The 19,999-nt window shown below is 44.5% G+C and carries 21 protein-coding genes and 1 other RNA gene; 12 read left to right on the top strand and 10 right to left on the bottom strand.

Annotated features, from left to right (window positions below; all coding sequences use genetic code 11):
* Nucleotides 1-92: 92 nt before the first annotated feature.
* A complete protein-coding gene (gene nadB, locus VME0621_RS10505) occupies nucleotides 93-1,715 on the top strand; it encodes an L-aspartate oxidase (protein WP_062456628.1) in 1,623 nt (540 codons plus the stop codon).
* Between the two features lie 440 nt (nucleotides 1,716-2,155).
* Here the strand turns inward: nadB and VME0621_RS10500 are convergent, their stop codons facing one another.
* On the bottom strand, nucleotides 2,156-2,416 hold the full coding sequence (locus VME0621_RS10500) for an FAD assembly factor SdhE (protein ID WP_006075514.1): 261 nt from the start codon (nucleotides 2,414-2,416) through the stop codon (nucleotides 2,156-2,158).
* Between the two features lie 178 nt (nucleotides 2,417-2,594).
* On the opposite strand from VME0621_RS10500, the gene ygfZ reads away from it, so the two are divergent.
* The 3 genes from ygfZ to VME0621_RS10485 all read left to right on the top strand — a co-directional run bounded on the left by ygfZ (nucleotide 2,595) and on the right by VME0621_RS10485 (nucleotide 4,923).
* The gene (gene ygfZ / locus VME0621_RS10495; RefSeq protein WP_062456625.1) at nucleotides 2,595-3,566 is read left to right on the top strand and encodes a tRNA-modifying protein YgfZ; all 972 of its coding nucleotides are present in this window, start codon (nucleotides 2,595-2,597) and stop codon (nucleotides 3,564-3,566) included.
* Between the two features lie 3 nt (nucleotides 3,567-3,569).
* Entirely contained in the window at nucleotides 3,570-4,034 is a 465-nt protein-coding gene (locus VME0621_RS10490) for an aminoacyl-tRNA deacylase (RefSeq protein WP_062456622.1), read from the top strand.
* A gap of 682 nt (nucleotides 4,035-4,716) precedes the next feature.
* Nucleotides 4,717-4,923, top strand: a complete 207-nt coding sequence (locus VME0621_RS10485) for a DUF1107 domain-containing protein (RefSeq protein WP_006075511.1) — start codon at nucleotides 4,717-4,719, stop codon at nucleotides 4,921-4,923.
* Between the two features lie 131 nt (nucleotides 4,924-5,054).
* On the opposite strand, the gene VME0621_RS10480 is transcribed toward VME0621_RS10485, so the two are convergent.
* The 3 genes from VME0621_RS10480 to VME0621_RS10470 are packed head-to-tail and all read right to left on the bottom strand — an operon-like array spanning nucleotide 5,055 to nucleotide 8,092.
* Complete coding sequence (locus VME0621_RS10480; RefSeq protein ID WP_062456619.1) at nucleotides 5,055-6,275, bottom strand: FAD-dependent 2-octaprenylphenol hydroxylase; 1,221 nt, start codon at nucleotides 6,273-6,275, stop codon at nucleotides 5,055-5,057.
* 9 nt (nucleotides 6,276-6,284) lie between these two features.
* Complete coding sequence (gene ubiH / locus VME0621_RS10475; protein WP_082795475.1) at nucleotides 6,285-7,478, bottom strand: 2-octaprenyl-6-methoxyphenyl hydroxylase; 1,194 nt, start codon at nucleotides 7,476-7,478, stop codon at nucleotides 6,285-6,287.
* 32 nt (nucleotides 7,479-7,510) lie between these two features.
* Nucleotides 7,511-8,092, bottom strand: coding sequence for a YecA/YgfB family protein (locus VME0621_RS10470; protein ID WP_062456616.1), 582 nt, complete (start codon nucleotides 8,090-8,092; stop codon nucleotides 7,511-7,513).
* A gap of 285 nt (nucleotides 8,093-8,377) precedes the next feature.
* On the opposite strand from VME0621_RS10470, the gene VME0621_RS10465 reads away from it, so the two are divergent.
* The 5 genes from VME0621_RS10465 (at nucleotide 8,378) to serA (ending at nucleotide 11,800) form a co-directional block, all read left to right on the top strand.
* The gene (locus tag VME0621_RS10465) at nucleotides 8,378-8,689 is read left to right on the top strand and encodes a cell division protein ZapA (protein WP_031494009.1); all 312 of its coding nucleotides are present in this window, start codon (nucleotides 8,378-8,380) and stop codon (nucleotides 8,687-8,689) included.
* Between the two features lies 1 nt (nucleotide 8,690).
* Nucleotides 8,691-8,874, top strand: a non-coding RNA gene (ssrS, locus tag VME0621_RS10460) — 6S RNA.
* A 3-nt stretch (nucleotides 8,875-8,877) separates the two neighbouring features.
* Nucleotides 8,878-9,471 carry a 5-formyltetrahydrofolate cyclo-ligase gene (locus VME0621_RS10455; protein ID WP_062456613.1) on the top strand — a complete coding sequence of 198 codons (594 nt, stop codon included), beginning with the start codon at nucleotides 8,878-8,880 and terminating at the stop codon, nucleotides 9,469-9,471.
* Between the two features lie 151 nt (nucleotides 9,472-9,622).
* The gene (gene rpiA, locus VME0621_RS10450) at nucleotides 9,623-10,279 is read left to right on the top strand and encodes a ribose-5-phosphate isomerase RpiA (protein WP_006075606.1); all 657 of its coding nucleotides are present in this window, start codon (nucleotides 9,623-9,625) and stop codon (nucleotides 10,277-10,279) included.
* A gap of 291 nt (nucleotides 10,280-10,570) precedes the next feature.
* On the top strand, nucleotides 10,571-11,800 hold the full coding sequence (gene serA / locus VME0621_RS10445; RefSeq protein WP_062456611.1) for a phosphoglycerate dehydrogenase: 1,230 nt from the start codon (nucleotides 10,571-10,573) through the stop codon (nucleotides 11,798-11,800).
* Between the two features lie 45 nt (nucleotides 11,801-11,845).
* Here serA and VME0621_RS10440 read toward each other — a convergent pair whose 3' ends face one another.
* Both VME0621_RS10440 and VME0621_RS10435 read right to left on the bottom strand, forming a co-directional pair.
* The gene (locus VME0621_RS10440; RefSeq protein WP_038228953.1) at nucleotides 11,846-12,541 is read right to left on the bottom strand and encodes an oxidative stress defense protein; all 696 of its coding nucleotides are present in this window, start codon (nucleotides 12,539-12,541) and stop codon (nucleotides 11,846-11,848) included.
* A 104-nt stretch (nucleotides 12,542-12,645) separates the two neighbouring features.
* On the bottom strand, nucleotides 12,646-13,542 hold the full coding sequence (locus tag VME0621_RS10435) for a LysR family transcriptional regulator ArgP (protein ID WP_006075602.1): 897 nt from the start codon (nucleotides 13,540-13,542) through the stop codon (nucleotides 12,646-12,648).
* 142 nt (nucleotides 13,543-13,684) lie between these two features.
* On the opposite strand from VME0621_RS10435, the gene VME0621_RS10430 reads away from it, so the two are divergent.
* The gene (locus VME0621_RS10430; protein WP_062456608.1) at nucleotides 13,685-14,305 is read left to right on the top strand and encodes a LysE/ArgO family amino acid transporter; all 621 of its coding nucleotides are present in this window, start codon (nucleotides 13,685-13,687) and stop codon (nucleotides 14,303-14,305) included.
* A gap of 2 nt (nucleotides 14,306-14,307) precedes the next feature.
* Nucleotides 14,308-14,811 (top strand): YbaK/EbsC family protein, encoded by a 504-nt coding sequence (locus tag VME0621_RS10425; RefSeq protein WP_038228947.1) that lies wholly within the window; start codon nucleotides 14,308-14,310, stop codon nucleotides 14,809-14,811.
* A 37-nt stretch (nucleotides 14,812-14,848) separates the two neighbouring features.
* Here VME0621_RS10425 and mscS read toward each other — a convergent pair whose 3' ends face one another.
* The 4 genes from mscS to epd form a co-directional block, all read right to left on the bottom strand.
* A complete protein-coding gene (mscS, locus tag VME0621_RS10420; protein ID WP_038228944.1) occupies nucleotides 14,849-15,715 on the bottom strand; it encodes a small-conductance mechanosensitive channel MscS in 867 nt (288 codons plus the stop codon).
* A gap of 262 nt (nucleotides 15,716-15,977) precedes the next feature.
* On the bottom strand, nucleotides 15,978-17,054 hold the full coding sequence (gene fbaA, locus VME0621_RS10415) for a class II fructose-bisphosphate aldolase (RefSeq protein WP_031494713.1): 1,077 nt from the start codon (nucleotides 17,052-17,054) through the stop codon (nucleotides 15,978-15,980).
* Between the two features lie 136 nt (nucleotides 17,055-17,190).
* Nucleotides 17,191-18,354, bottom strand: a complete 1,164-nt coding sequence (locus VME0621_RS10410; protein ID WP_006075685.1) for a phosphoglycerate kinase — start codon at nucleotides 18,352-18,354, stop codon at nucleotides 17,191-17,193.
* Between the two features lie 152 nt (nucleotides 18,355-18,506).
* Complete coding sequence (epd, locus tag VME0621_RS10405; protein ID WP_062456605.1) at nucleotides 18,507-19,532, bottom strand: erythrose-4-phosphate dehydrogenase; 1,026 nt, start codon at nucleotides 19,530-19,532, stop codon at nucleotides 18,507-18,509.
* Between the two features lie 189 nt (nucleotides 19,533-19,721).
* Here epd and VME0621_RS10400 point away from each other — a divergent pair, with 189 nt between their 5' ends.
* Nucleotides 19,722-19,952, top strand: coding sequence for a hypothetical protein (locus VME0621_RS10400; protein ID WP_038228938.1), 231 nt, complete (start codon nucleotides 19,722-19,724; stop codon nucleotides 19,950-19,952).
* Nucleotides 19,953-19,999 lie beyond the last annotated feature (47 nt).

The raw sequence follows: 19,999 nt of genomic DNA, 5'->3' as shown, positions 1-19,999 counted from the left end.
CCTTCGCCAGCTGTCTATGCAGCTTCCTATCGCGCACTTTTATCTAGGTAGAGTGATTTTACTCTACGATAGGTCAGGATTTTAAAGTAATTATGAACACAAACCGAGAGCATCTTTGTGATGTTTTAGTCATAGGAAGTGGCGCCGCAGGTTTATCGTTGGCTTTACGAGTCGCCGAACGCGCTAAAGTTATCGTATTAAGTAAAGGCCCAAGAAGTGAAGGGGCGACCTACTACGCCCAGGGTGGCATTGCTGCGGTATTCGATGAGACAGACAGCATCGAGTCTCACGTTAACGATACCAATATCGCTGGAGCCGGGCTTTGTGAACAAGACACCGTTCAGTTTATCGCAGAAAATGCGAAAGAGTGCGTGCAATGGTTAATCGATGGTGGTGTTCCTTTTGACCAAGTAGAGACCGCCAAAGACGAAGAACCTCGTTATCACCTGACTCGTGAAGGTGGTCATAGCCATCGTAGGATTCTGCATGCCGCCGATGCCACAGGCATGGCAATGCAAACCACTCTGCAAGATAACGTTAATAGCCATCCTAATATCGAAATCTTCGAACGCTACAACGCACTAGACCTTATTACTGAAGACAAGGTTGGCGGTGATAAAGACAAAGTGGTTGGCGCCTATATTTGGAACCGCAATAAAGAGCACGTTGAAACGGTACGCGCTAAGTTTGTTGTCTTAGCCACAGGTGGTGCATCAAAAGTGTATCAGTACACATCTAACCCTGATGTCTCTTCTGGTGACGGTATCGCTATGGCTTGGCGCTCAGGCTGTCGTGTTGCTAACTTAGAATTCAACCAATTCCACCCAACTTGTCTATTCCACCCTGACGCGCGAAACTTCCTGTTGACGGAAGCTTTACGTGGCGAAGGCGCTTACTTAAAACGCCCTGATGGAACGCGTTTTATGCCCGATTTCGATGAGCGTGAAGAACTTGCTCCTCGTGATGTTGTTGCTCGCGCTATCGACTTCGAAATGAAGCGCTTAGGTGCAGATTGCATGTATTTGGATATCAGCCATAAACCTGAAGAGTTTATTATTAAACACTTCCCAACCATCCATATGCGCCTGCAAGACCTTGGCATCGATATGACGAAGGAGCCAATTCCAATCGTTCCTGCCGCTCACTATACCTGCGGTGGTGTCATGGTGGACAAGTCTGGTAAAACAGACCTAGAACAATTGTACGCCATCGGTGAAGTAAGTTATACCGGACTTCACGGTGCGAACCGTATGGCATCAAACTCTCTACTTGAATGTGTGGTCTATGCTTGGGCTGCAGCCAATGACATTCTAGAGAAATTCGACGATGCAGCTCTGGTTGATGGTCTTCCAGCTTGGGATGAAAGCCAAGTTAGCTGTTCTGATGAAGAAGTCATTATTCAACATAACTGGCACGAGTTACGTCTATTTATGTGGGATTACATGGGTATCGTACGCACAGACAAGCGACTAGAGCGAGCACTTCGTCGTATTCAAATGCTGCAACAAGAAACGCATGAGTACTACAGCAATTTCAAAGTGTCGAATAACTTACTTGAACTGCGTAACTTACTGCAAGTTGCCGAATTGATGGTGAGATGCGCAATGCAGCGTAAAGAAAGTCGCGGACTGCACTATACGCTCGACTACCCTGATATGTTAAAAAATAGCGGACCAACGATACTATCGCCTCAAGACCAAGCGCCAACGGTCTGATCTGGCTACTTATCTCGTCACCATGATATCGAAGCAGTCACTGATGTGACTGCTTTTTTATTACCAAAATCAAGCGACGATACGCCGACTCATCACAACTATCCCGCCAGATTAAGCGCCAGCCATTGTCTTGATCATAAATTCCTATGAGCCAGTAGCGGAAAGCAAGAAAGTAACGGGGGGAGCCAAGCTCGGTATTATTTAATGTGACCAAAGATGACTTCAGGATTAATTGGCCATTTAAGGCTGGATGCAACCAATAAGTCCGACCAAATATGGCGATGACGTAAAGTGTGAGTAAAAGCGGAGCGGATGACGCAATGCAAGTTGCCAATAATAGAATAGTAAGTGAACTATTAATAATCGCAGCGAGACAGGAAGGATGAATCTGCAGGTAGGCATTATCGAGCGCATCCTTACCTGCATGACTTGAAAATAGCTTAGCGGACCTTGCTGAGGTTATGAGCAACGATTTTATCAACCATAGAGGCGTGTCCTAAGTTTTCACTACGACCATGGCCCATTACCCAAGTAAATAAATCTGGATCGTCACACTCTAACAGAGAGACAAAGTCTTTCTGTTCTTGATCGTTGAGAGTGTCAAAGCACTCCTCAAAGAACGGCATAATCACTACGTCCAGTTCTAACATACCCCGACGACATGCCCACTTAATTCGAGCTTTTTCTTCACTAGAGTACATTCCATTCTCCATCTACAACTAATATCGGCCGAGTGTAACAAGCAAGTTTATCGCCCACCACTGTCTGCATCACACAAACTCTACTTTCATCACAAGATTTCGTGCAACAACATTCAGCTGACAAAATCCATCCTGAAGATTAACATGGGTGATATGTTTACCAACGAGACCAAGAACTATGGATTGGCAACCAAACACACAGGCAATTGAAATAACACCTACCACAGAACTACCCGATTTGTTGTTTAGCAAACTGAATCATTGGGGCGCTCTCGAAATGACCGGCGACGATCGTAAGTCTTACCTTCAAGGTCAGGTTACCTGTGATGTGGTTTCGCTGGAGCAGAATCAATCCACTTTTGGAGCGCATTGCGATGCTAAAGGTAAAGTCTGGAGTGCTTTTAGGCTGTGCCACATCGAGAACGGTTACGCCATGATTCAACCTCAATCGGCACTAGAGAAAGAACTGACAGAACTCAAGAAATATGCCGTTTTTTCTAAGGTAGAACTCATTATTAGCACCAAGCCACTTATCGGTGTGATGGGAACAGGCGCTCAGCAATGGATTGATCAACAATTCCCAACCTCTGGTGCTGTGCGCCAAAACAAAGGCAGCACCGCTATTCAAATTAATGATGAGCGTTGGATGCTGTTAGTTGATGGTGACCTGCAGTCATCACTTTCTTCTGGTTCTGAGTTACTCTGGGTCGAAGAATCACTATGGACCAAGTTTGATATTGAGCAAGGGCTACCTATCTTAGAAGCAGAGCAACAAAATCAACACATACCTCAAGCCTTGAATTTACAAGCACTAGATGGAATTAGCTTCAATAAAGGCTGCTACACAGGTCAAGAGACCGTCGCAAGAGCGAAATATCGTGGCATCAACAAACGCATGCTGGCAAATGTGAGAGGTCTGCTCAATTCTCCACTTAGCGATGACGACATTATTGACATCGAGCGTTCAGTGGGAGAAAACTGGCGCAAGGCCGGAGAGGTACTGGCACATTACCAATACAGCAATGGTGAATTCGTTGCCGCTATGGTTATTGCCAACAATCTCGATGAAGATTCTCAGTTCCGTTTAGCTTCTCAACCCGACAGTCGTTTGAGCCTGGAACTGCCACCTTACCCACTCGACCAAGAGTAAGGGATGATTGATACACGCATAACTGCCTATCTGGATGAACGTGATATTCCCTATAGAGTCTTGATGCAATCCCGTGAGGCAGTATCCATTGAGGATGCTGCCAAATTGCGTGGTATCGAAACTCATAAAATGGTCAAAACCTTGTTACTGCGAGATATGGATAACCAACTTGCCCTTGCCTGCTGTCAGGGCAACAAACAAGTGGATCCGAAAAAAGTACGCGCTTTATTGAATACTCGTCGAATGACCTGTGTTTCCAGTGAACAAGTTGAAGCTCTTACCGGCTTTACTATTGGCACTGTCACTCCCTTGCTGTTAAAAACCCCCATGCCTATCATTTTTGATAATGAATTAAAGCAAAACACCTTAGTCACCATCAGCAGCGGGCAACGCATTGCGGGTATTGAGATAGCGCTCAATGATCTCGTTGCTCACTGTTCTCCTCAATGGTCGGATATCACTCGGTAGCGGTTTCCGTAACCAATCGATGCAAATTAATGTCGTGTTAGATCATAGAAGCGTGAAATGGATCTAATTTAACACTTAGATGCAGTGAGATTTTATACATTTTTTAAGCATAAATAGTCATTGGTGTTTTTTTGGGGTATTGTACATATTGTCGCCAGCTAGCACTTCAAGGCTACTGGTGGCAACACTAGAGTGAATCTCTGCTCAGGCAGTAACTCCACTTTTGTGTAATGCATCTGTGACATTTGGCCCGCTATGCGGGCTTTTTTTTGAGTTCACTTGCTACCTTTCGCACAGTTTCTCCCCTCCATGTCCAGGTTTTGTAAAAGAGTGTGTCCTCGTGACAACTTTTTCTGATTTGCTCGGTCTACATATACGTACCTATTAGTAATAGTCAATGGAACATACAGGTTGCTGATTGCAGAGCGAATAAAAAGCTCGATTCATACCACTGTAATACTAAGCTATTCAAATAGAGCAAAAATCGAGAATGGAAGACCCCAATCGAAGCTTTTGTGCTAGATATCACGGAGATATAGTGACATCGCAATGGAATTGCAAAACGCTCCACAAAACGCTCACTTAGCTATAGCAGCACGCTCGTAAAGCCCGTGCTATCACACATTTAGATTGAGGTTTTAACTATAATTCGTTCGCTAGGTAACATTATAAGGAAGGCTAAATGAGACTGTTTAAGCGCTATACACCAGGTATGATTGCTAAACATGTGAGTCGACTATTCAGAGGCAGAATCTATATTTATGGTTTAGGCGGATTTGAGTTTGATAATGGAAAGTTGATTATCCCTGAACGCGCCGAAAAACGTCATTTTCAAGCGGTAAAAGAGATAAATCAAGAAGTTATGAAACTCCGCTGTGCATACGCATAAAGAGCATTACAATCAAATAACGATAACCACCCTACGCTAAACTTAAGCCCACCAAGATGGGCAACAACTACAACCATCTAAAAGGGGCAGCCAAGCTGCCCCTTTTTTAATCTTTATCTTTAACGCAATGGTTAGCTTTGACTGACTTCTGTCTTTGCTAGTTCTGGTAGGTGTCCCCTCATCCCCAAAGCACGGCTCATAATTTCTTGCTTCGCACCAGGTAACTGTCCTACCAAGCTCATACCGATACCGCGGATAAGTTTCTTCGCAGGGTTATCACCTTCAAACAGGTCTTTAAAGCCTTGCATAGCAGCGATCATTTTAGCCACCTCCGCTTTGCGCCAACGTTCATATTCACGTAAATTACGCTTGCGGCCAATATCTTTTCCTGCGCGCCATAACTTGAATATTTCTTGTGACAGACTAGCAGCATCAAGTAATCCAAGGTTAACGCCTTGCCCTGCGAGTGGGTGGATAGTGTGTGCAGCATCACCAACAAGCGCAACTCGCTCGGTAACAAAGTCACGCGCATAACGCATCTTCAAAGGGAAAACTCGTCGTTCAGACTTCACATGGCAGAGACCTAAGCGGCTATCAAATTCAGCGGTCAGCGCTTTGTTGAACTCCGCTTCCGACATTTTGGCAAGTTTTTCTGCTCGTTGTGGTTCGGTTGACCAAACGATAGAACATAGACTGCGGTCATCTAATGGTAGAAATGCAAGCGGCCCTTGCGGTGTAAACACTTGTCTCGCAACACAATCATGAAAGTCATCAACCGAGATATTCGCAACTAGGGCACTGTGTCCATAATCCCAATGAGTAAGTGGGATATCTTGCTGCTTTCTCACCCATGAGTTGGCACCGTCTGCACCCACTACCAATTTGCTAGTAAATGACTGCCCATTATCTAACGTCATCCACACTTCACTTTCACCTACGGCCATTGACTGGCAACGATGCGGCATAAAGAGCGTCACGTTATTTTGTCCTTCAACTTGCTCTAACAAGGCCAACTGAATGACACGATTTTCAACGATATGGCCAAGGTCTGGTTGAGACATCTGACTAGCAGAGAACTCAATACGAGCAAAACTGTCCTGCTCCCACACTTCCATCGCGTAATAAGGAGCACAGCGATGTTTTTGAATTGCATCCCATGCGCCGAGGTTTTTCAAGATGGTCTCACTGGCACGGCTTAGTGCTGAGACACGGATATCAGGGTCTCCTGAAATATCTTTGTCTGGAGTATTCCCTTCTACGACTGCGATTCGCAGATCGGTGTCTTTTAGTGCGCGGGCGAGAGCAAGGCCCACCATTCCGCCACCTATGATGGCTAAGTCAAAACTTTGCATATCTCTGTACTACCTATTCACAACCCCAAGTGCTCGATTAAAAATCGGCGACTTAAGCTGTGGAAAATTATCCATTAGCCCTAAACCTACATTTCGGCCTAATCGAAGGGCAAAAAAGTCATTTGAAAATATGTGTACTAACCCAGACGTCATGGTGATCGTCAGCTCTCGATCTTGCTGGCGATTGCTTTGGAATCTATTTAGATTAGCGTATTCACCTACATCTTGAAGGCTTTCAAGCAACGAATCGACCAAAGTCGCAATATCGCGAATCCCAAGGTTAAAGCCTTGCCCTGCAATAGGGTGTAGCGTCTGAGCTGCATTACCGACAGCAGCGACTCGATGTTTAACAATTTGTGGTCGATGACGTAGCAAAAGTGGGTAACTGGCAACCGCCCCTACCTTAGTAAAACGACCTAAGCGCCAGCCGAATTCTTGTTGAAGAAGGGACAAGAAGTCAGTGTCAGGAAGGTTCACGACTTGCTGTGCACGCTCCGGAGTCATACACCATACTAAAGAACTTCGCTCATCAGACATGGGCAACAAGGCTAACGGACCATGTTCAGTGAAACGCTCGAAGGCGCGACCATTAGGATCTTCACTGGTTTTGACGTTAGCAATGATCGCAACTTGTCCGAAATCATGACTCAGCTGCTCTAAACCTACAACTTGACAGCTCTTTGAGTCTGCTCCATCAGCAGCCACAAGAAGTTTTGCTTCAAGTAGGCTGACGCTGCCAGACTCATCTTTGACTGAGACGGCAACATGATGCTGGTGTTGAGCCACATCCTCTACCGAGCAAGGGCAAAGTAAATCAATGTTCGAGCTATTGGTGAGTCTTTGATTAAATCGGCGCCCTAGCTCCGCAAGTTCGACCACATACCCCATTGCCTTTAACCCTTCTTTCGCCGCGTAGAAGTCAGTCATGGCGGCGTGACCGCGATCTGAGACATGAATATGAGTAATAGGTGTGGCATGGTCTTGAATCAAAGACCACAACTTATACTGCTTGAGAATCTCTACGGTCCCATGGGAAAGAGCGATCGAACGAGCGTCAAAGCCAGGGTGTGATTGGCTGTCCGAAAGAAATGGTTCGATAACAGCAATCTTCAACGCATGATTACTGCAGTAGTCGAGAGCCATAGCTAGAGTCGCCCCTGCCATTGCTCCTCCTGCAATTACAACATCATACTTATTTGACACTGCCTTTCTCCTTGATAAGACGGACGAACTAATTAGTGAATAGTCGGTGTTTCTGACGGTTTACTTGGTTTTACGCCAAACTCAGCATGAATGGTCAATGCACACGCTTTTACGTGCTCGATTACCTGCTCTAAAAGCTGAGCTTGTTCTTCTAGATCATCATCTTCATCGATGCCCAGTCTTGCGATTTCTTCCAAATCAGCAAGCGCTTCTTTGGCATCAGCAGATGCCTTTTTTAGAGGCGCATTAATTAAGCCCAGTCCGGAAATAAAGTGGTTTACCCATTCACTTAAACCATCGGCAATTTCAAAGACACTTGCTTCAACCTCTTCTCCAGGAATAAACAATGAAAGTTCAAAGCCCTGTTCTGCCGTCAGTTCTTTGATTGAAAAAGCGAGTAGAGATTTCGCCGTCGCCAGATTGGATTGCGGCCACCCCATACCATCATTGGTGTAATCGAAAATAAGTGGCTGCCAGCTGTCATCGCTCAGCCCTAATCCACCACTTACCATACCCACAAGCAAGCCATGAAGTTCCGCTGGCGATACCGCCAACCCTGCCTGTTGCAGCTCAGTAGCAATCGTAATGTAATTAGGTAGTGTTGTTTCACTCATAGCAATACTCGTTTCAATGAATTAGCACCATGTTTATGAATAAGCTCGCTATTCATAACATAGATTTTTGAATCTGACCTGCAATGCTATCACTTCCCACCTCTGGCGAAAACGCCATCCCACACGTTTCTGAGTAGCTTTTGTGCGAATTGTCGATTTCGTGTGTTGTTAGCCACGCAATTGGCACCGACACTACAGAAAAGCTTGAATCTTAATGCTCGTTTACCTATAGTTTCTTCCTCAACATTACCTAATGTGGTGATACTTAAAAGAGTTCTTGTCATTATGGAAAATCAAGCTGTCGAAGTCGAAATCTTGGGAAAACTGACACGGGTGAATTGCCCCCCAGATCAGAGAGAAACCCTGATTAAAGCAGCCCAAGACCTAGATAATCGATTGCAAGAAATGTCCCAAAGGACTAAAGTAACCAACGAGCTTAAACTGCTTACCATTGCTGCATTGAACATGTCGTATGAACTCAATAATCGTAGCGATGAGTCACAACAAGAAGTGGCACAAATGAACGAGCGTATGGAACAGCTCGCCGCATCTCTAGAAGATGCAATTAGTAAAGTAAAGCAAGGACAGCAAACCTAATTTTACCCTGGGGTGTACGTCAGTGGATTTAAGTCCCTGAGCCGATAAGCAATACCAAAGGGTTAGTATTTGATAACTATTGAGCAAGCTCGGCTCGTACCGAGAAGCCTACGGTTAACATTGCTGATCCGCCTTGAACCAGCTGGTTCAAGGGCCACAATCCTCAACGGCACTCTGGGGTATTCCTAATGTCTCTTTCTACAAGGCAACAAATACGTACTCTCGTACGCTCTCGTCGCCAATCGATAAACCAAGATCAACAAACCATCTACGCCAATAACTTAATGACAAGAGTTGGCGAATTGAGCATCCTTAGTACCGCCAGAAAAGTCGCGTTGTACCTAGCCACAGATGGTGAACTGGATACGTTACCGACCATTCAATGGTTTTGGCAACAGGGTATCGAAACCTATTTGCCAGTGATTCACCCCTTCTCAAAAGGTCAGTTACTTTTCCTTCGCTACGCTCAAGATACGCCTTTAGTCCTCAATCAATATAAGATTTTAGAGCCCAAGCTTGATCAGCGAGCTATTTGTCCAGTGTCCGAGTTGGATATTATCTTTACCCCTTTGGTCGCCTTTGATGATTCAGGTCAACGCTTAGGCATGGGAGGTGGATACTATGATCGAACGTTAGCTCCTTGGGAAAACACTGATTTAGGGCCGACTGCTATTGGCCTTGCGCATGATTGCCAACGAGTAGACACACTGCCTAGCGAGTCATGGGACATTCCACTAGCCACCATAGTCACACCAAGTAAGATCTGGCACTGGAACAAATAGCTTCCTACTTCACCTCCAAAGAGAAATAGAGCAATCGATTGCTGTTTTTCGCAGTTTTTTGTCATATCGCTATTTTTTCAGCGCATTTGTCGTCGAAATTGATATATAATTCGCCCGCATTTTCACCTTAAATCAAAACTGGGATTCAACCATGACTCAAGACGAGATGAAGAAAGCTGCTGGTTGGGCGGCACTAAAGTATGTCGAAAAAGATAGCATTGTTGGTGTTGGTACAGGCTCAACTGTAAACCACTTCATTGATGCACTAGGCACAATCAAAGAAGATATCAAAGGTGCAGTATCCAGTTCGATTGCTTCAACAGAGAAGCTAGAAGCGCTAGGCATTGAAGTCTTCGACTGCAACGATGTGGCTTATCTTGATGTTTACGTTGATGGCGCAGATGAAATCAACCCAACTCGTGACATGATCAAGGGCGGTGGTGCAGCACTAACACGTGAGAAGATCGTAGCCGCTATCTCAGACAAGTTTGTATGTATCGTTGATGGTACTAAGGCCGTTGATGTTCTTGGCCAGTTCCCACTACCTGTAGAAGTTATCCCAATGGCACGTTCTTACGTGGCTCGCGAACTAGTGAAACTTGGTGGTGACCCGGTTTACCGTGAAGGTGTGATTACAGACAACGGTAACGTCATTTTAGACGTACACGGTATGCAAATCACTGATGCTAAAGATATGGAAGACAAGATCAACGCTCTAGCAGGCGTGGTAACAGTAGGTTTATTTGCACACCGTGGCGCTGATGTGATCATTACTGGCACTCCAGAAGGTGCAAAAATCGAAGAATAAAGACTAAACGGGTTCTAATAGTACCTAGCAAAGCTGGTCAATATATTAAACGCGATTACGTCATTAGACTACAAACGGCACCTTGGGTGCCGTTTTTTCGTTTTTCTATAAGAAAATTATGCCTTATTCCGTAATTTTCTTACCCAACGTACAACTTTTTTGTTACTTTATTGGTCACAAGACGCACAAGGAAAACGTTTGCCTCAAGCAGTTGGAAGCTCCCTCCTCGATATTCTCACTGTCAAATGTGCGCTAATTAAGCCCGAATTTCCCATGTTAAGGATGAGTTAAATGGCCAAAGTTTCACTGGAAAAAGATAAGATAAAAATTCTGCTACTTGAAGGTTTACATCCATCTTCAGTAGAAGTTTTGCAAGCGGCTGGATACACCAATATCACCTATCATAAAGGCTCCTTACCAGAAGAAGAGCTGATTGAAGCCGTTAAAGACGTTCACTTTATCGGGATTCGTTCACGAACTAACCTGACTGAAGAAGTGATTAATGCCGCAGACAAATTAGTCGCAGTCGGTTGTTTCTGTATTGGTACCAACCAGGTTAACCTTGATGCTGCTGCGAAACGTGGCGTTCCTGTTTTCAACGCACCATTTTCTAACACGCGAAGTGTTGCAGAATTGGTTCTTGGTCAAATCCTGTTACTACTGCGCGGTATTCCTGAGAAAAACGCACTTGCCCATCGTGGAATTTGGAAGAAGAGTGCCGATAACTCATACGAAGCGCGTGGTAAGCGACTCGGTATCATTGGCTACGGTCACATCGGTACCCAACTTGGCATTATTGCTGAGAACTTAGGTATGCGTGTGTACTTCTACGATATTGAGAACAAACTATCACTTGGTAATGCAACTCAGGTTCATACCATGACTGAGCTACTCAATAAGTGTGATGTTATCTCTCTGCATGTGCCAGAGACCCCAGGAACCAAGAATATGATGGGAGCCGCTGAGTTTGAAAGAATGAAGCCGGGTGCCATCTTCATTAACGCTGCTCGTGGCACAGTAGTGGATATCCCTGCTCTTTGCGATTCCCTCGAAGCAGGTCACCTTGCAGGGGCTGCAATTGACGTATTCCCTGAAGAACCAAAGACCAATGCAGACCCATTTGAGTCTCCATTGATGAAATTCGATAATGTGATCCTAACGCCGCACGTCGGTGGCTCTACGCAAGAAGCTCAGGAGAACATCGGTGTAGAAGTGGCTGGAAAACTGGCGAAATATTCTGACAATGGCTCAACGCTTTCAAGTGTGAACTTCCCAGAAGTATCACTGCCAGAGCACACCGAGTGTTCACGACTATTGCACATTCACAAAAACCGCCCTGGTATTCTAACTCAGATAAACACCATCTTTGCGGATGAAGGTATCAACATCGCAGGTCAATATTTACAGACAGCTTCAGATATCGGTTATGTGGTTATTGATGTCGAAACAGCACGCTCTGAAGAAGCGCTGGCTAAGCTAAAGTTGATTGAAGGCACACTACGATCTCGTATTCTGCACTAAGCGAACAACAGCTAAAAAAACGCCCTGACTAGTCAGGGCGTTTTTTTATTTTCCAATTTGATAGGTAACATCCACTCGGTCACGAATAGTAATTACCGAATCTTGATAGCTATTAGACTCCATTTTACTATCCATCGCCATACTGCGCATCACTACGGGTTGGTTCATCGGTTGACGATATTCAATGCGCCATACTTTGCCAAGATTTTGATCAAATCCTTTCGCTAAAGAAGCAGCTTTGCTTTGCGCATCTTTAATGGCCGCCATGCGTGCCGCTTCCTGATATTGACCTTGGTCTTTCACTTTAAGTTGAATGTTGTCAACTTGGTTAATCCCTGATTCAAGCGCAAGATCGAGATAGTTATTAAGATTCTCTAAGTCCATCACCTGAACAGTCACTGTACGCGATGCACGATAGCCAACCAACTCAGGTTTACCTTTTTCTGGATAATGGTACTGAGGCGATAAGTACAGGTTTGAGCTCTGAATATCTTTCTTTTCGATGCCTTCAGACATCAAGCCAGAAAGAAACTTGTCTACCACAGAGTCAACACCTTGTTTTGCTTGGTCAGCATTCATTTGAGACTGTACAACTCGCACTGAAAACTCTGCCATATCTGGTGTTGCCTCTATCTCACCATAACCCGTGGTCGAGATATGAGGGAAATCCGGTTGGTTAGCAAAAACTGGCGCAGCAAACAGGGCAACCACTAATGTACCTAGTGCAAATGAGCGTTTCATTGAAGAGTCCTCGTTCTGTTTTTAACCTTTATACTCAAGATTAGGCATAAGTTGAGAATATAGGTTCCCTAAAAAGTAAACACTGACACAAACATGACGTTCCACTACTGAGGCAAGTACTGTCTCGCGTGACTAATAATGGCGTCTGAAACCTCACCAAGCACCCCACTTTCAAGTTGCCAGTGGTGCCAATAAATTTGATGAGACAGCAAAATATTCGGCGTAAGCTCAATTAACGCCCCCGATGCCAGTTCATCTTGAATTTGTAACTTGGGGATAAGACAGTAAGCCACACCGGCGACCGCAAGCTTCACAAAGGCTTCTGAGCTGCGCACCGTATGTTTGAGTATGCTGCCCGGCATAATATTAAAGTGTTGATTAACAAATCGCTGATGCATCTTATCATGTTGGTCAAAAGCCACTGCTGGCGCTTTAATTAAACTTTCTCGGTTCACTCCTTGGCTGAAGTAGCGTTTAATAAAGCTTGGGCTTGCCACACAAAGATAATCGACTCGCCCTAAATAGTCAGCCACACACCCAGGGATAGATTGCGACTCTAAACTTATTGCGCCGACCACTTCACCGTTTTTGAGCTTTTCGATGGTGCGACCTTCATCATCAACAATGAGATTGAGCTCAACTCGTTTCGCTTCCAAAAGCGGAAACAAACTCGGAAGCAGCCACGTCGCTAAGCTATCAGCGTTGGTTGCTAATGACACAGAAAGCGGTTTATCCCCCAAGTCAGCCGCGAGTTCTGGCACCAGTTCTTGCTCAAGTAGCCGCACTCGACGATATAAGCCTAAGAGCTTTTTCCCTACAGCGGTCGGTCTTGGTGGCTGCTCTCGAACAAGGACAGGCTGAGCCAGCCATTTTTCTAATTGCTTAACTCGCTGAGACACGGCAGACTGAGAAATATACAGGTGTTCTGCCGCTTTATCGAAGCTTCGTTGCTCAACAATTGCGTCCAACGCTTCGATCCATTTGTAATCTAATCCGCGCATAAATCGCCCTCTTTTTCATCGCTTTGATTACAAATCACACATCATAAGTATGACTTATTTCTCATTAATATTATTAACTATCCTAATCATAAACGAATCGCTATTCTCACGCTCTCTTTTATGCTGCGGTGAGGAAATTAAAGTGAATTTTTGGGTGCTTCTTCAAGGTTTCGGATTGGGCGCGACAATGATTATCCCAATTGGCGCTCAGAACGCTTACGTTTTAAATCAGGGAATTAGGCGTAATCATCATCTTACGACGGCAACGGTTTGTAGCCTGCTAGATATGACGTTTATCTCTTTGGGGATCTTCGGTGGCGGTGCGATATTATCGCAAAATGAATTGTTGCTTACCGGGGTAACGTTAGGCGGCATTGCATTTTTAACTGGCTATGGTCTGCTCTCTCTAAAGAGCGCTTTTAAAAAGCCATCGGCTCAAGAGTCTTCAGGTGAAGTCTTAGCTCGCGGTCGCCGCACTGTCGTTCTAGGAGCATTAGCGGTTACGGTATTAAATCCTCACCTGTATCTGGATACCGTGGTCATTCTTGGCTCCATTGGTGGTCAGTTTGAAGGAAATGATCGTATCGCTTTTGCAATTGGTACTGTACTCGCATCGTTTGTTTGGTTTTATTCCTTATCACTTGGCGCCGCAAAACTGGGACCAACCTTGTCTAAACCAAAAGTGAAGAAAGGTATCGACTTGGCAGTGGCCGCTATGATGTTTACTATCGCCTTGCTACTGACTAAAGGGTTGATGGCCTAACGATGGATAATACCCAGCAGATATATTTGACCAATGTCGCCCTACTCAATGAGCATGCTATTTCATTTAATCAATGGCAACATGAGCCTATTCTCGACTTTGCCACTGATGAACGAATTGCCAAAGAGCTAGGATGGACAGGCACTCATAGTAAGAGTCTATTTTTGAAGAAGAAAGGAGGCGGGTTTGCACTCTTTCTCACCGATAAAGATACCCGACTCGACAAAGCTCTATTGAAGCAAGCGGTGGGGAAGCGCACTTCAATTTGCAGCAACGAAGATATGACTGAACAAATAGGTTGTGTACCAGGAGCGGTCTGTCCTATTGGGTTACCAGACGAGATAATGATTGTCGTTGATAAGGCTTTGTTTTCAGCTCAGGAAGTCTTATACACCCCGGGGTTACCTGAATGGACTTTCGGTTTGTCAGGAACAGATTTACAACGAGTACTGTCTCTGCTGCCCAATGACATCATAGAAATAGACATGAAAAAAGGTGAAGCATAATGCTTCACCTTTTGCTTTTTTGACAATAAAACGCTGATTAGCTCTCAACTTTGTTCAAATGAACATCCATCTGAGGGAATGGAATTTCGATGCCTTCTGCGTCTAATGCTTCTTTGATCGCTTGGAGCGAATCAAAATATACATCCCAGTACTGCTCGGTACGAACCCAAGGACGTACAACAAAGTTCACTGAAGAGTCTGCAAGGGCTACAACGCCAATCGTAGTACCTGGCTCTTTTAGAATGCGCTCATCTGCCTCTAGTGTTCTACGAATCACTTCTTGAGTCTTCTTCAGATCTGCACCGTAAGAGACACCGATAACATGGTCGATACGACGCGTGGCATGGCGAGAGTAGTTCGTGATTGGTGAGCCAATAACCGAGGCATTAGGTACAACAACCATCTTATTGTCTGGCGTGGTAAGAATCGTTTGGAAGATTTGAATAGAGTCAACTGAACCAGCCACTCCACCGATCTCAACATAGTCACCTGACTTAAAAGGACGGAAACCCACAATCAAGACACCTGCGGCAAAGTTTGATAGTGAACCTTGCAGTGCTAGACCTATAGCTAAACCAGCGGCACCAATTACCGCTACCACTGACGCAGTTTGAACACCAATTCGGCTTAATGCGGCAATTAAAACAATAACGAATAATGTGTAACGAACAATACCGTGGATAAATTCAACAACGGCCTTATCCATTTTCTTCTTATGTAGCAATTTAGAAACGCTATTAGCCACCGCTTTTACAACGATGTTACCAATAAACAGAATCAGAATAGCTGAAATGATATTCACGCCATATTGAACAAGTAAATCGGAGTTGTTGGTTAACCACTGCTCCGCTTTCGACAATCCATCCACAATAGGTGCTTGGATATCAACTGACTCATTGGCCATATTGTTTTACCTCTTGAAAATATAAATAGTGCGTAGCGAACCTTAGCTAATACCACTGTACTATTAGCAAAGGCGCACTTGGTGAGATGCATTGAGAGTATGAATACCAATACACATTACTTAACAAAAGGTTACGCAAACATATGCGTTTATGCCAGTTTTTTTAAGCACAATCACATAATTTTCATCAGGCACAAAAAAAGCCGCTCTAAAGAGCGACTTTTTTCATCTTACTATCAGTTAAATCTTATACGATTTAATCTTATAGTACGTCGATAGCGTTTAGGTCAGCGAATGCTTTCTCTAGACGAGCAACCATTGAAGATTGACCAGCACGTAGCCATACGCGTGGGTCGTAGTACTTCTTGTTTGGCGCATCTTCACCAGTTGGGTTACCGATTTGACCTTGTAGGTAATCGTGGTTCTCAGCTTCGTAAGAACGGATACCGTCCCAAGTTGCCCACTGTGTATCAGTATCGATGTTCATTTTGATAACACCGTAGCCGATAGACTCTTGGATTTCTGCTTCAGTAGAACCAGAACCACCGTGGAATACGAAGTTTAGAGCGTTAGGTGCAATACCGAACTTCTCTGCACAGTATGCTTGAGAGTCACGTAGGATAGTTGGAGTTAGAACAACGTTACCTGGCTTGTAAACACCGTGTACGTTACCGAAAGAAGCAGCGATAGTGAAACGTGGGCTAACAGCGTGTAGTTTCTCGTATGCGTATGCTACGTCTTCTGGAGAAGTGTAAAGCTCAGATGCGTCCATGTGAGAGTTATCAACGCCATCTTCTTCACCACCAGTACAACCTAGTTCGATCTCAAGAGTCATACCCATTTTCGCCATGCGAGCTAGGTACTTAGCAGAGATTTCGATGTTCTCTTCTAGAGACTCTTCAGAAAGGTCGATCATGTGAGAAGAGAATAGTGGCTTACCAGTTTGAGCGAAGAACTCTTCACCCGCATCTAGAAGACCGTCGATCCAAGGTAGAAGTTTCTTAGCTGCGTGGTCAGTGTGAAGGATTACTGGGATACCGTAAGATTCAGCAACTGCGTGAACGTATTTTGCACCAGCAACTGCACCTAGGATTTGTGCGCCTTGACCTTCAAGCTTAACGCCTTTACCAGCGAAGAAGCCAGCACCGCCGTTAGAGAACTGAACAACAACTGGAGCTTTAACTTTAGCTGCTGCTTCAAGAACACCGTTGATAGAGTCAGTGTTAACTACGTTTACTGCAGGAAGAGCGAAGTTGTTCTCTTTAGCAACTTCAAATACTTTTTGAACGTCATCGCCAGAGATAACACCTGGTTTTACGAAGTCGAAGATCTTAGACATGGAATAAGTCCTATTTTCTGTCGTTTTAAATAAAAATTGGCAATCGTTTGCTCACAATGGGCGGCATTGTATCAAAGTTAATCACCCATTGCAGCATAGATAAAAGCGGACCAATAAGCCCGCTCTATAAAGATGATTATGCTTTAGCACGCTCTTCAAGCATTGCTACTGCTGGTAGTACTTTACCTTCAACGAACTCAAGGAATGCACCGCCACCTGTAGAGATGTAAGAAACGTCAGCTTTGATACCGAACTTGTCGATAGCCGCTAGCGTGTCACCACCACCTGCTACAGAGAAACCGTCTGATTCAGCGATCGCTTTAGAAATGCCTTCAGTACCTGCTTCGAAGTTCTTGAACTCGAATACACCTACAGGGCCGTTCCATAGGATAGTTTTAGCATCTTTTAGGATTTTCGCTAGTTCAGCTGTTGAATCTGGACCTAGGTCGAAAATCATATCGTCGTCTTGAACTTCAGAAACGTGTTTGATTTCTGCTTCAGCGTTCTCGTCGAATGCTTTTGCACATGCAACGTCAGTTGCCACTGGAATTGCACACTCATCCATTAGCTTCTTAGCAGTGTCTACTAGGTCTGCTTCGTAAAGAGACTTACCTACGTTGTGACCCGCAGCTGCGATGAACGTGTTCGCAATACCACCGCCAACAACAAGTTGGTCAGCGATTTTAGATAGAGATTCAAGAACCGTTAGCTTAGTCGAAACTTTAGAACCGCCTACGATAGCAACCATTGGACGAGCTGGCTTATCCATTGCTTTACCTAGCGCTTCTAGTTCGTTAGCTAGTAGAGGACCTGCACACGCAACTGGTGCGTTCATGCCAACGCCGTGAGTAGATGCTTGTGCACGGTGAGCTGTACCGAATGCATCCATAACGAAGATGTCACATAGTGCTGCGTATTTCTTAGATAGTTCTTCTTCGTTCTTCTTCTCGCCTTTGTTGAAGCGAACGTTTTCAAGAACAACAAGTTCACCTGTGTTTAGCTCAAGGCCTTCAAGGTAGTCTTTTGCTAGCTTAACTTCGCAATCAAGAGCGTCGTTTAGGTAGTTTACAACTGGTTGTAGAGAGAACTCTTCTGCGTACTCGCCTTCAGTAGGACGACCTAGGTGAGACGTAACCATTACTTTAGCGCCAGCTTCTAGGCAGTGCTTGATGGTTGGTAGAGACGCTAGGATACGCGCGTCAGAAGTTACTTTACCGTCTTTTACAGGTACGTTCAGATCCGCACGGATAAATACGCGTTTACCTGCTAGTTCCAGGTCAGTCATCTTGATTACAGACATGTTTAGTCCTCTCAACTAAAAAATAAATAAAGTTTTTGAAAACCCGGCTTCTTGCCAAGTTTTGGAAATCATCAACTGCTTACTTATATTGGGCTTATGAATATTAATTTCAAGCATCGAAATTAATATTTTCCCAAATTGCGCCCTTGATACTACTTGGACGCCTGCATTGCTAAAGCAGTGTCTAACATACGATTAGCAAAGCCCCACTCGTTGTCACACCAAACCAACATCTTGACCAAGCGACCATCGCTTACTCGGGTCTGTGTCCCATCGACAATGGCACTGTGTGGGTCATGGTTAAAGTCTATCGAAACCAGCGGTGCTTCAGTATAGTCAACAATGCCGTCTAATGTACACCGAGATGCGTTAATAATGACTTGATTTACGTCATTAACTTTCACATTCGTATTTATAGTTACACTTAAATCCATAGCGGTGACGTTAATTGTTGGCACTCTGACAGAAATTGCTTCAAATTTGTTAGAAAATTTCGGAAAAATGCGCTCAATACCTTTATGCAATTTAGTATCAACTGGAATGATAGAATGGCTCGCAGCACGCGTTCTTCGTAAGTCACTATGATAAGCATCAATAACTTGTTGGTCATTCATCGCCGAGTGAATAGTGGTAATGGTACCGGAATCGATGCCGAATGCTTCGTCTAACGCTTGAATGACAGGAACAATACAGTTAGTGGTGCAAGAGCCGTTAGAAACAATAACCTGCTCTTGTGTCAAGGAGTCATGATTCACACCATAAATAATAGTGTTATCAAGATCGTGTGAACCAGGGTGAGAAAATAGTACTTTTTTAGCACCCGCAGCGATATGTTCTAGGCCATCGGCACGGCAACCAAATACCCCAGTGCAATCCAAGACGATATCAACGTCCAAATTACGCCAAGGCAGCAAATTTATCTCAGCAGAGTGTAAAATTCGAATCGTATCGAACTTGCCATCGCAGTGATTAACATACAGGTGCTCTTGATCGTGAGAGATCTTCTTGGCAAATCGACCATGACTAGTATCGTATTGAAGCAAATGTGCCATTGCTTCAGGTTGAGCAAGCTCGTTGACCGCGACGACTTGTATTTTATCGTTTTTGCCGCTTTCATAGATTGCTCGAAGTACATTTCGTCCAATGCGACCAAAGCCATTAATAGCCACTTTTAACATCGCACTACATCCTTAGTTCACGTTATGAAGGTATGCATAGTAACCGATCAACTGTCATTTCGCATTAACAGTTGCGAGGCAAGTCTCCAAAACACGCCATCCGCTAAAAGTTCACTCTGCTACCATGATTAAAGGGGGCATCTCTCGTGCCATTTAACGACCTCGTTTTCACTGCACAGGAGGTGTCCCATGTTTACTGGTCAGCATTACTGCCAATCATGTAATAAAGAAACTGTTCATAACGAAGTCTTGATACGTAAACCAAGTCGCTATGACAAAGACCCAAAGATCCTTGGTCGAATTAAGTTATTGCTGCACGCGTTTATCAATGGCGGGCACTACTATGATATGGACCGCTATGTCACCTGCCAAATCTGTGGCAGACGCGAGTTGGATAACAAAGGTAGTGAATTTGAATAGCCATAAAAAAGCCGAGCTCTAAGGCTCGGCTTTTCATGTACTAACGG

This window comes from Vibrio mediterranei, assembly GCF_900088415.1.
Taxonomy (GTDB): domain Bacteria; phylum Pseudomonadota; class Gammaproteobacteria; order Enterobacterales; family Vibrionaceae; genus Vibrio; species Vibrio mediterranei.
The sequence above is the reverse complement of the archived record's forward strand: the minus strand, read 5'-3'. Positions and strand labels throughout refer to the sequence as shown.

Bases quoted from the DNA above. Each gene is read 5' to 3' on its own strand.
- VME0621_RS10485 (WP_006075511.1), top strand. From the start codon at position 4,717: ATGAGACTGTTTAAGCGCTATACACCAGGTATGATTGCTAAACATGTG.
- VME0621_RS10425 (WP_038228947.1), top strand. From the start codon at position 14,308: ATGGATAATACCCAGCAGATATATTTGACCAATGTCGCCCTACTCAAT.
- epd (WP_062456605.1), bottom strand. From the start codon at position 19,532: ATGTTAAAAGTGGCTATTAATGGCTTTGGTCGCATTGGACGAAATGTA.
- VME0621_RS10500 (WP_006075514.1), bottom strand. From the start codon at position 2,416: ATGTACTCTAGTGAAGAAAAAGCTCGAATTAAGTGGGCATGTCGTCGG.
- fbaA (WP_031494713.1), bottom strand. From the start codon at position 17,054: ATGTCTAAGATCTTCGACTTCGTAAAACCAGGTGTTATCTCTGGCGAT.
- VME0621_RS10455 (WP_062456613.1), top strand. From the start codon at position 8,878: ATGTCTCTTTCTACAAGGCAACAAATACGTACTCTCGTACGCTCTCGT.
- mscS (WP_038228944.1), bottom strand. From the start codon at position 15,715: ATGGCCAATGAGTCAGTTGATATCCAAGCACCTATTGTGGATGGATTG.
- VME0621_RS10480 (WP_062456619.1), bottom strand. From the start codon at position 6,275: ATGCAAAGTTTTGACTTAGCCATCATAGGTGGCGGAATGGTGGGCCTT.
- nadB (WP_062456628.1), top strand. From the start codon at position 93: ATGAACACAAACCGAGAGCATCTTTGTGATGTTTTAGTCATAGGAAGT.
- VME0621_RS10490 (WP_062456622.1), top strand. From the start codon at position 3,570: ATGATTGATACACGCATAACTGCCTATCTGGATGAACGTGATATTCCC.
- VME0621_RS10465 (WP_031494009.1), top strand. From the start codon at position 8,378: ATGGAAAATCAAGCTGTCGAAGTCGAAATCTTGGGAAAACTGACACGG.
- VME0621_RS10440 (WP_038228953.1), bottom strand. From the start codon at position 12,541: ATGAAACGCTCATTTGCACTAGGTACATTAGTGGTTGCCCTGTTTGCT.
- VME0621_RS10410 (WP_006075685.1), bottom strand. From the start codon at position 18,354: ATGTCTGTAATCAAGATGACTGACCTGGAACTAGCAGGTAAACGCGTA.
- VME0621_RS10435 (WP_006075602.1), bottom strand. From the start codon at position 13,542: ATGCGCGGATTAGATTACAAATGGATCGAAGCGTTGGACGCAATTGTT.
- ygfZ (WP_062456625.1), top strand. From the start codon at position 2,595: ATGGATTGGCAACCAAACACACAGGCAATTGAAATAACACCTACCACA.
- VME0621_RS10470 (WP_062456616.1), bottom strand. From the start codon at position 8,092: ATGAGTGAAACAACACTACCTAATTACATTACGATTGCTACTGAGCTG.
- rpiA (WP_006075606.1), top strand. From the start codon at position 9,623: ATGACTCAAGACGAGATGAAGAAAGCTGCTGGTTGGGCGGCACTAAAG.
- VME0621_RS10400 (WP_038228938.1), top strand. From the start codon at position 19,722: ATGTTTACTGGTCAGCATTACTGCCAATCATGTAATAAAGAAACTGTT.
- serA (WP_062456611.1), top strand. From the start codon at position 10,571: ATGGCCAAAGTTTCACTGGAAAAAGATAAGATAAAAATTCTGCTACTT.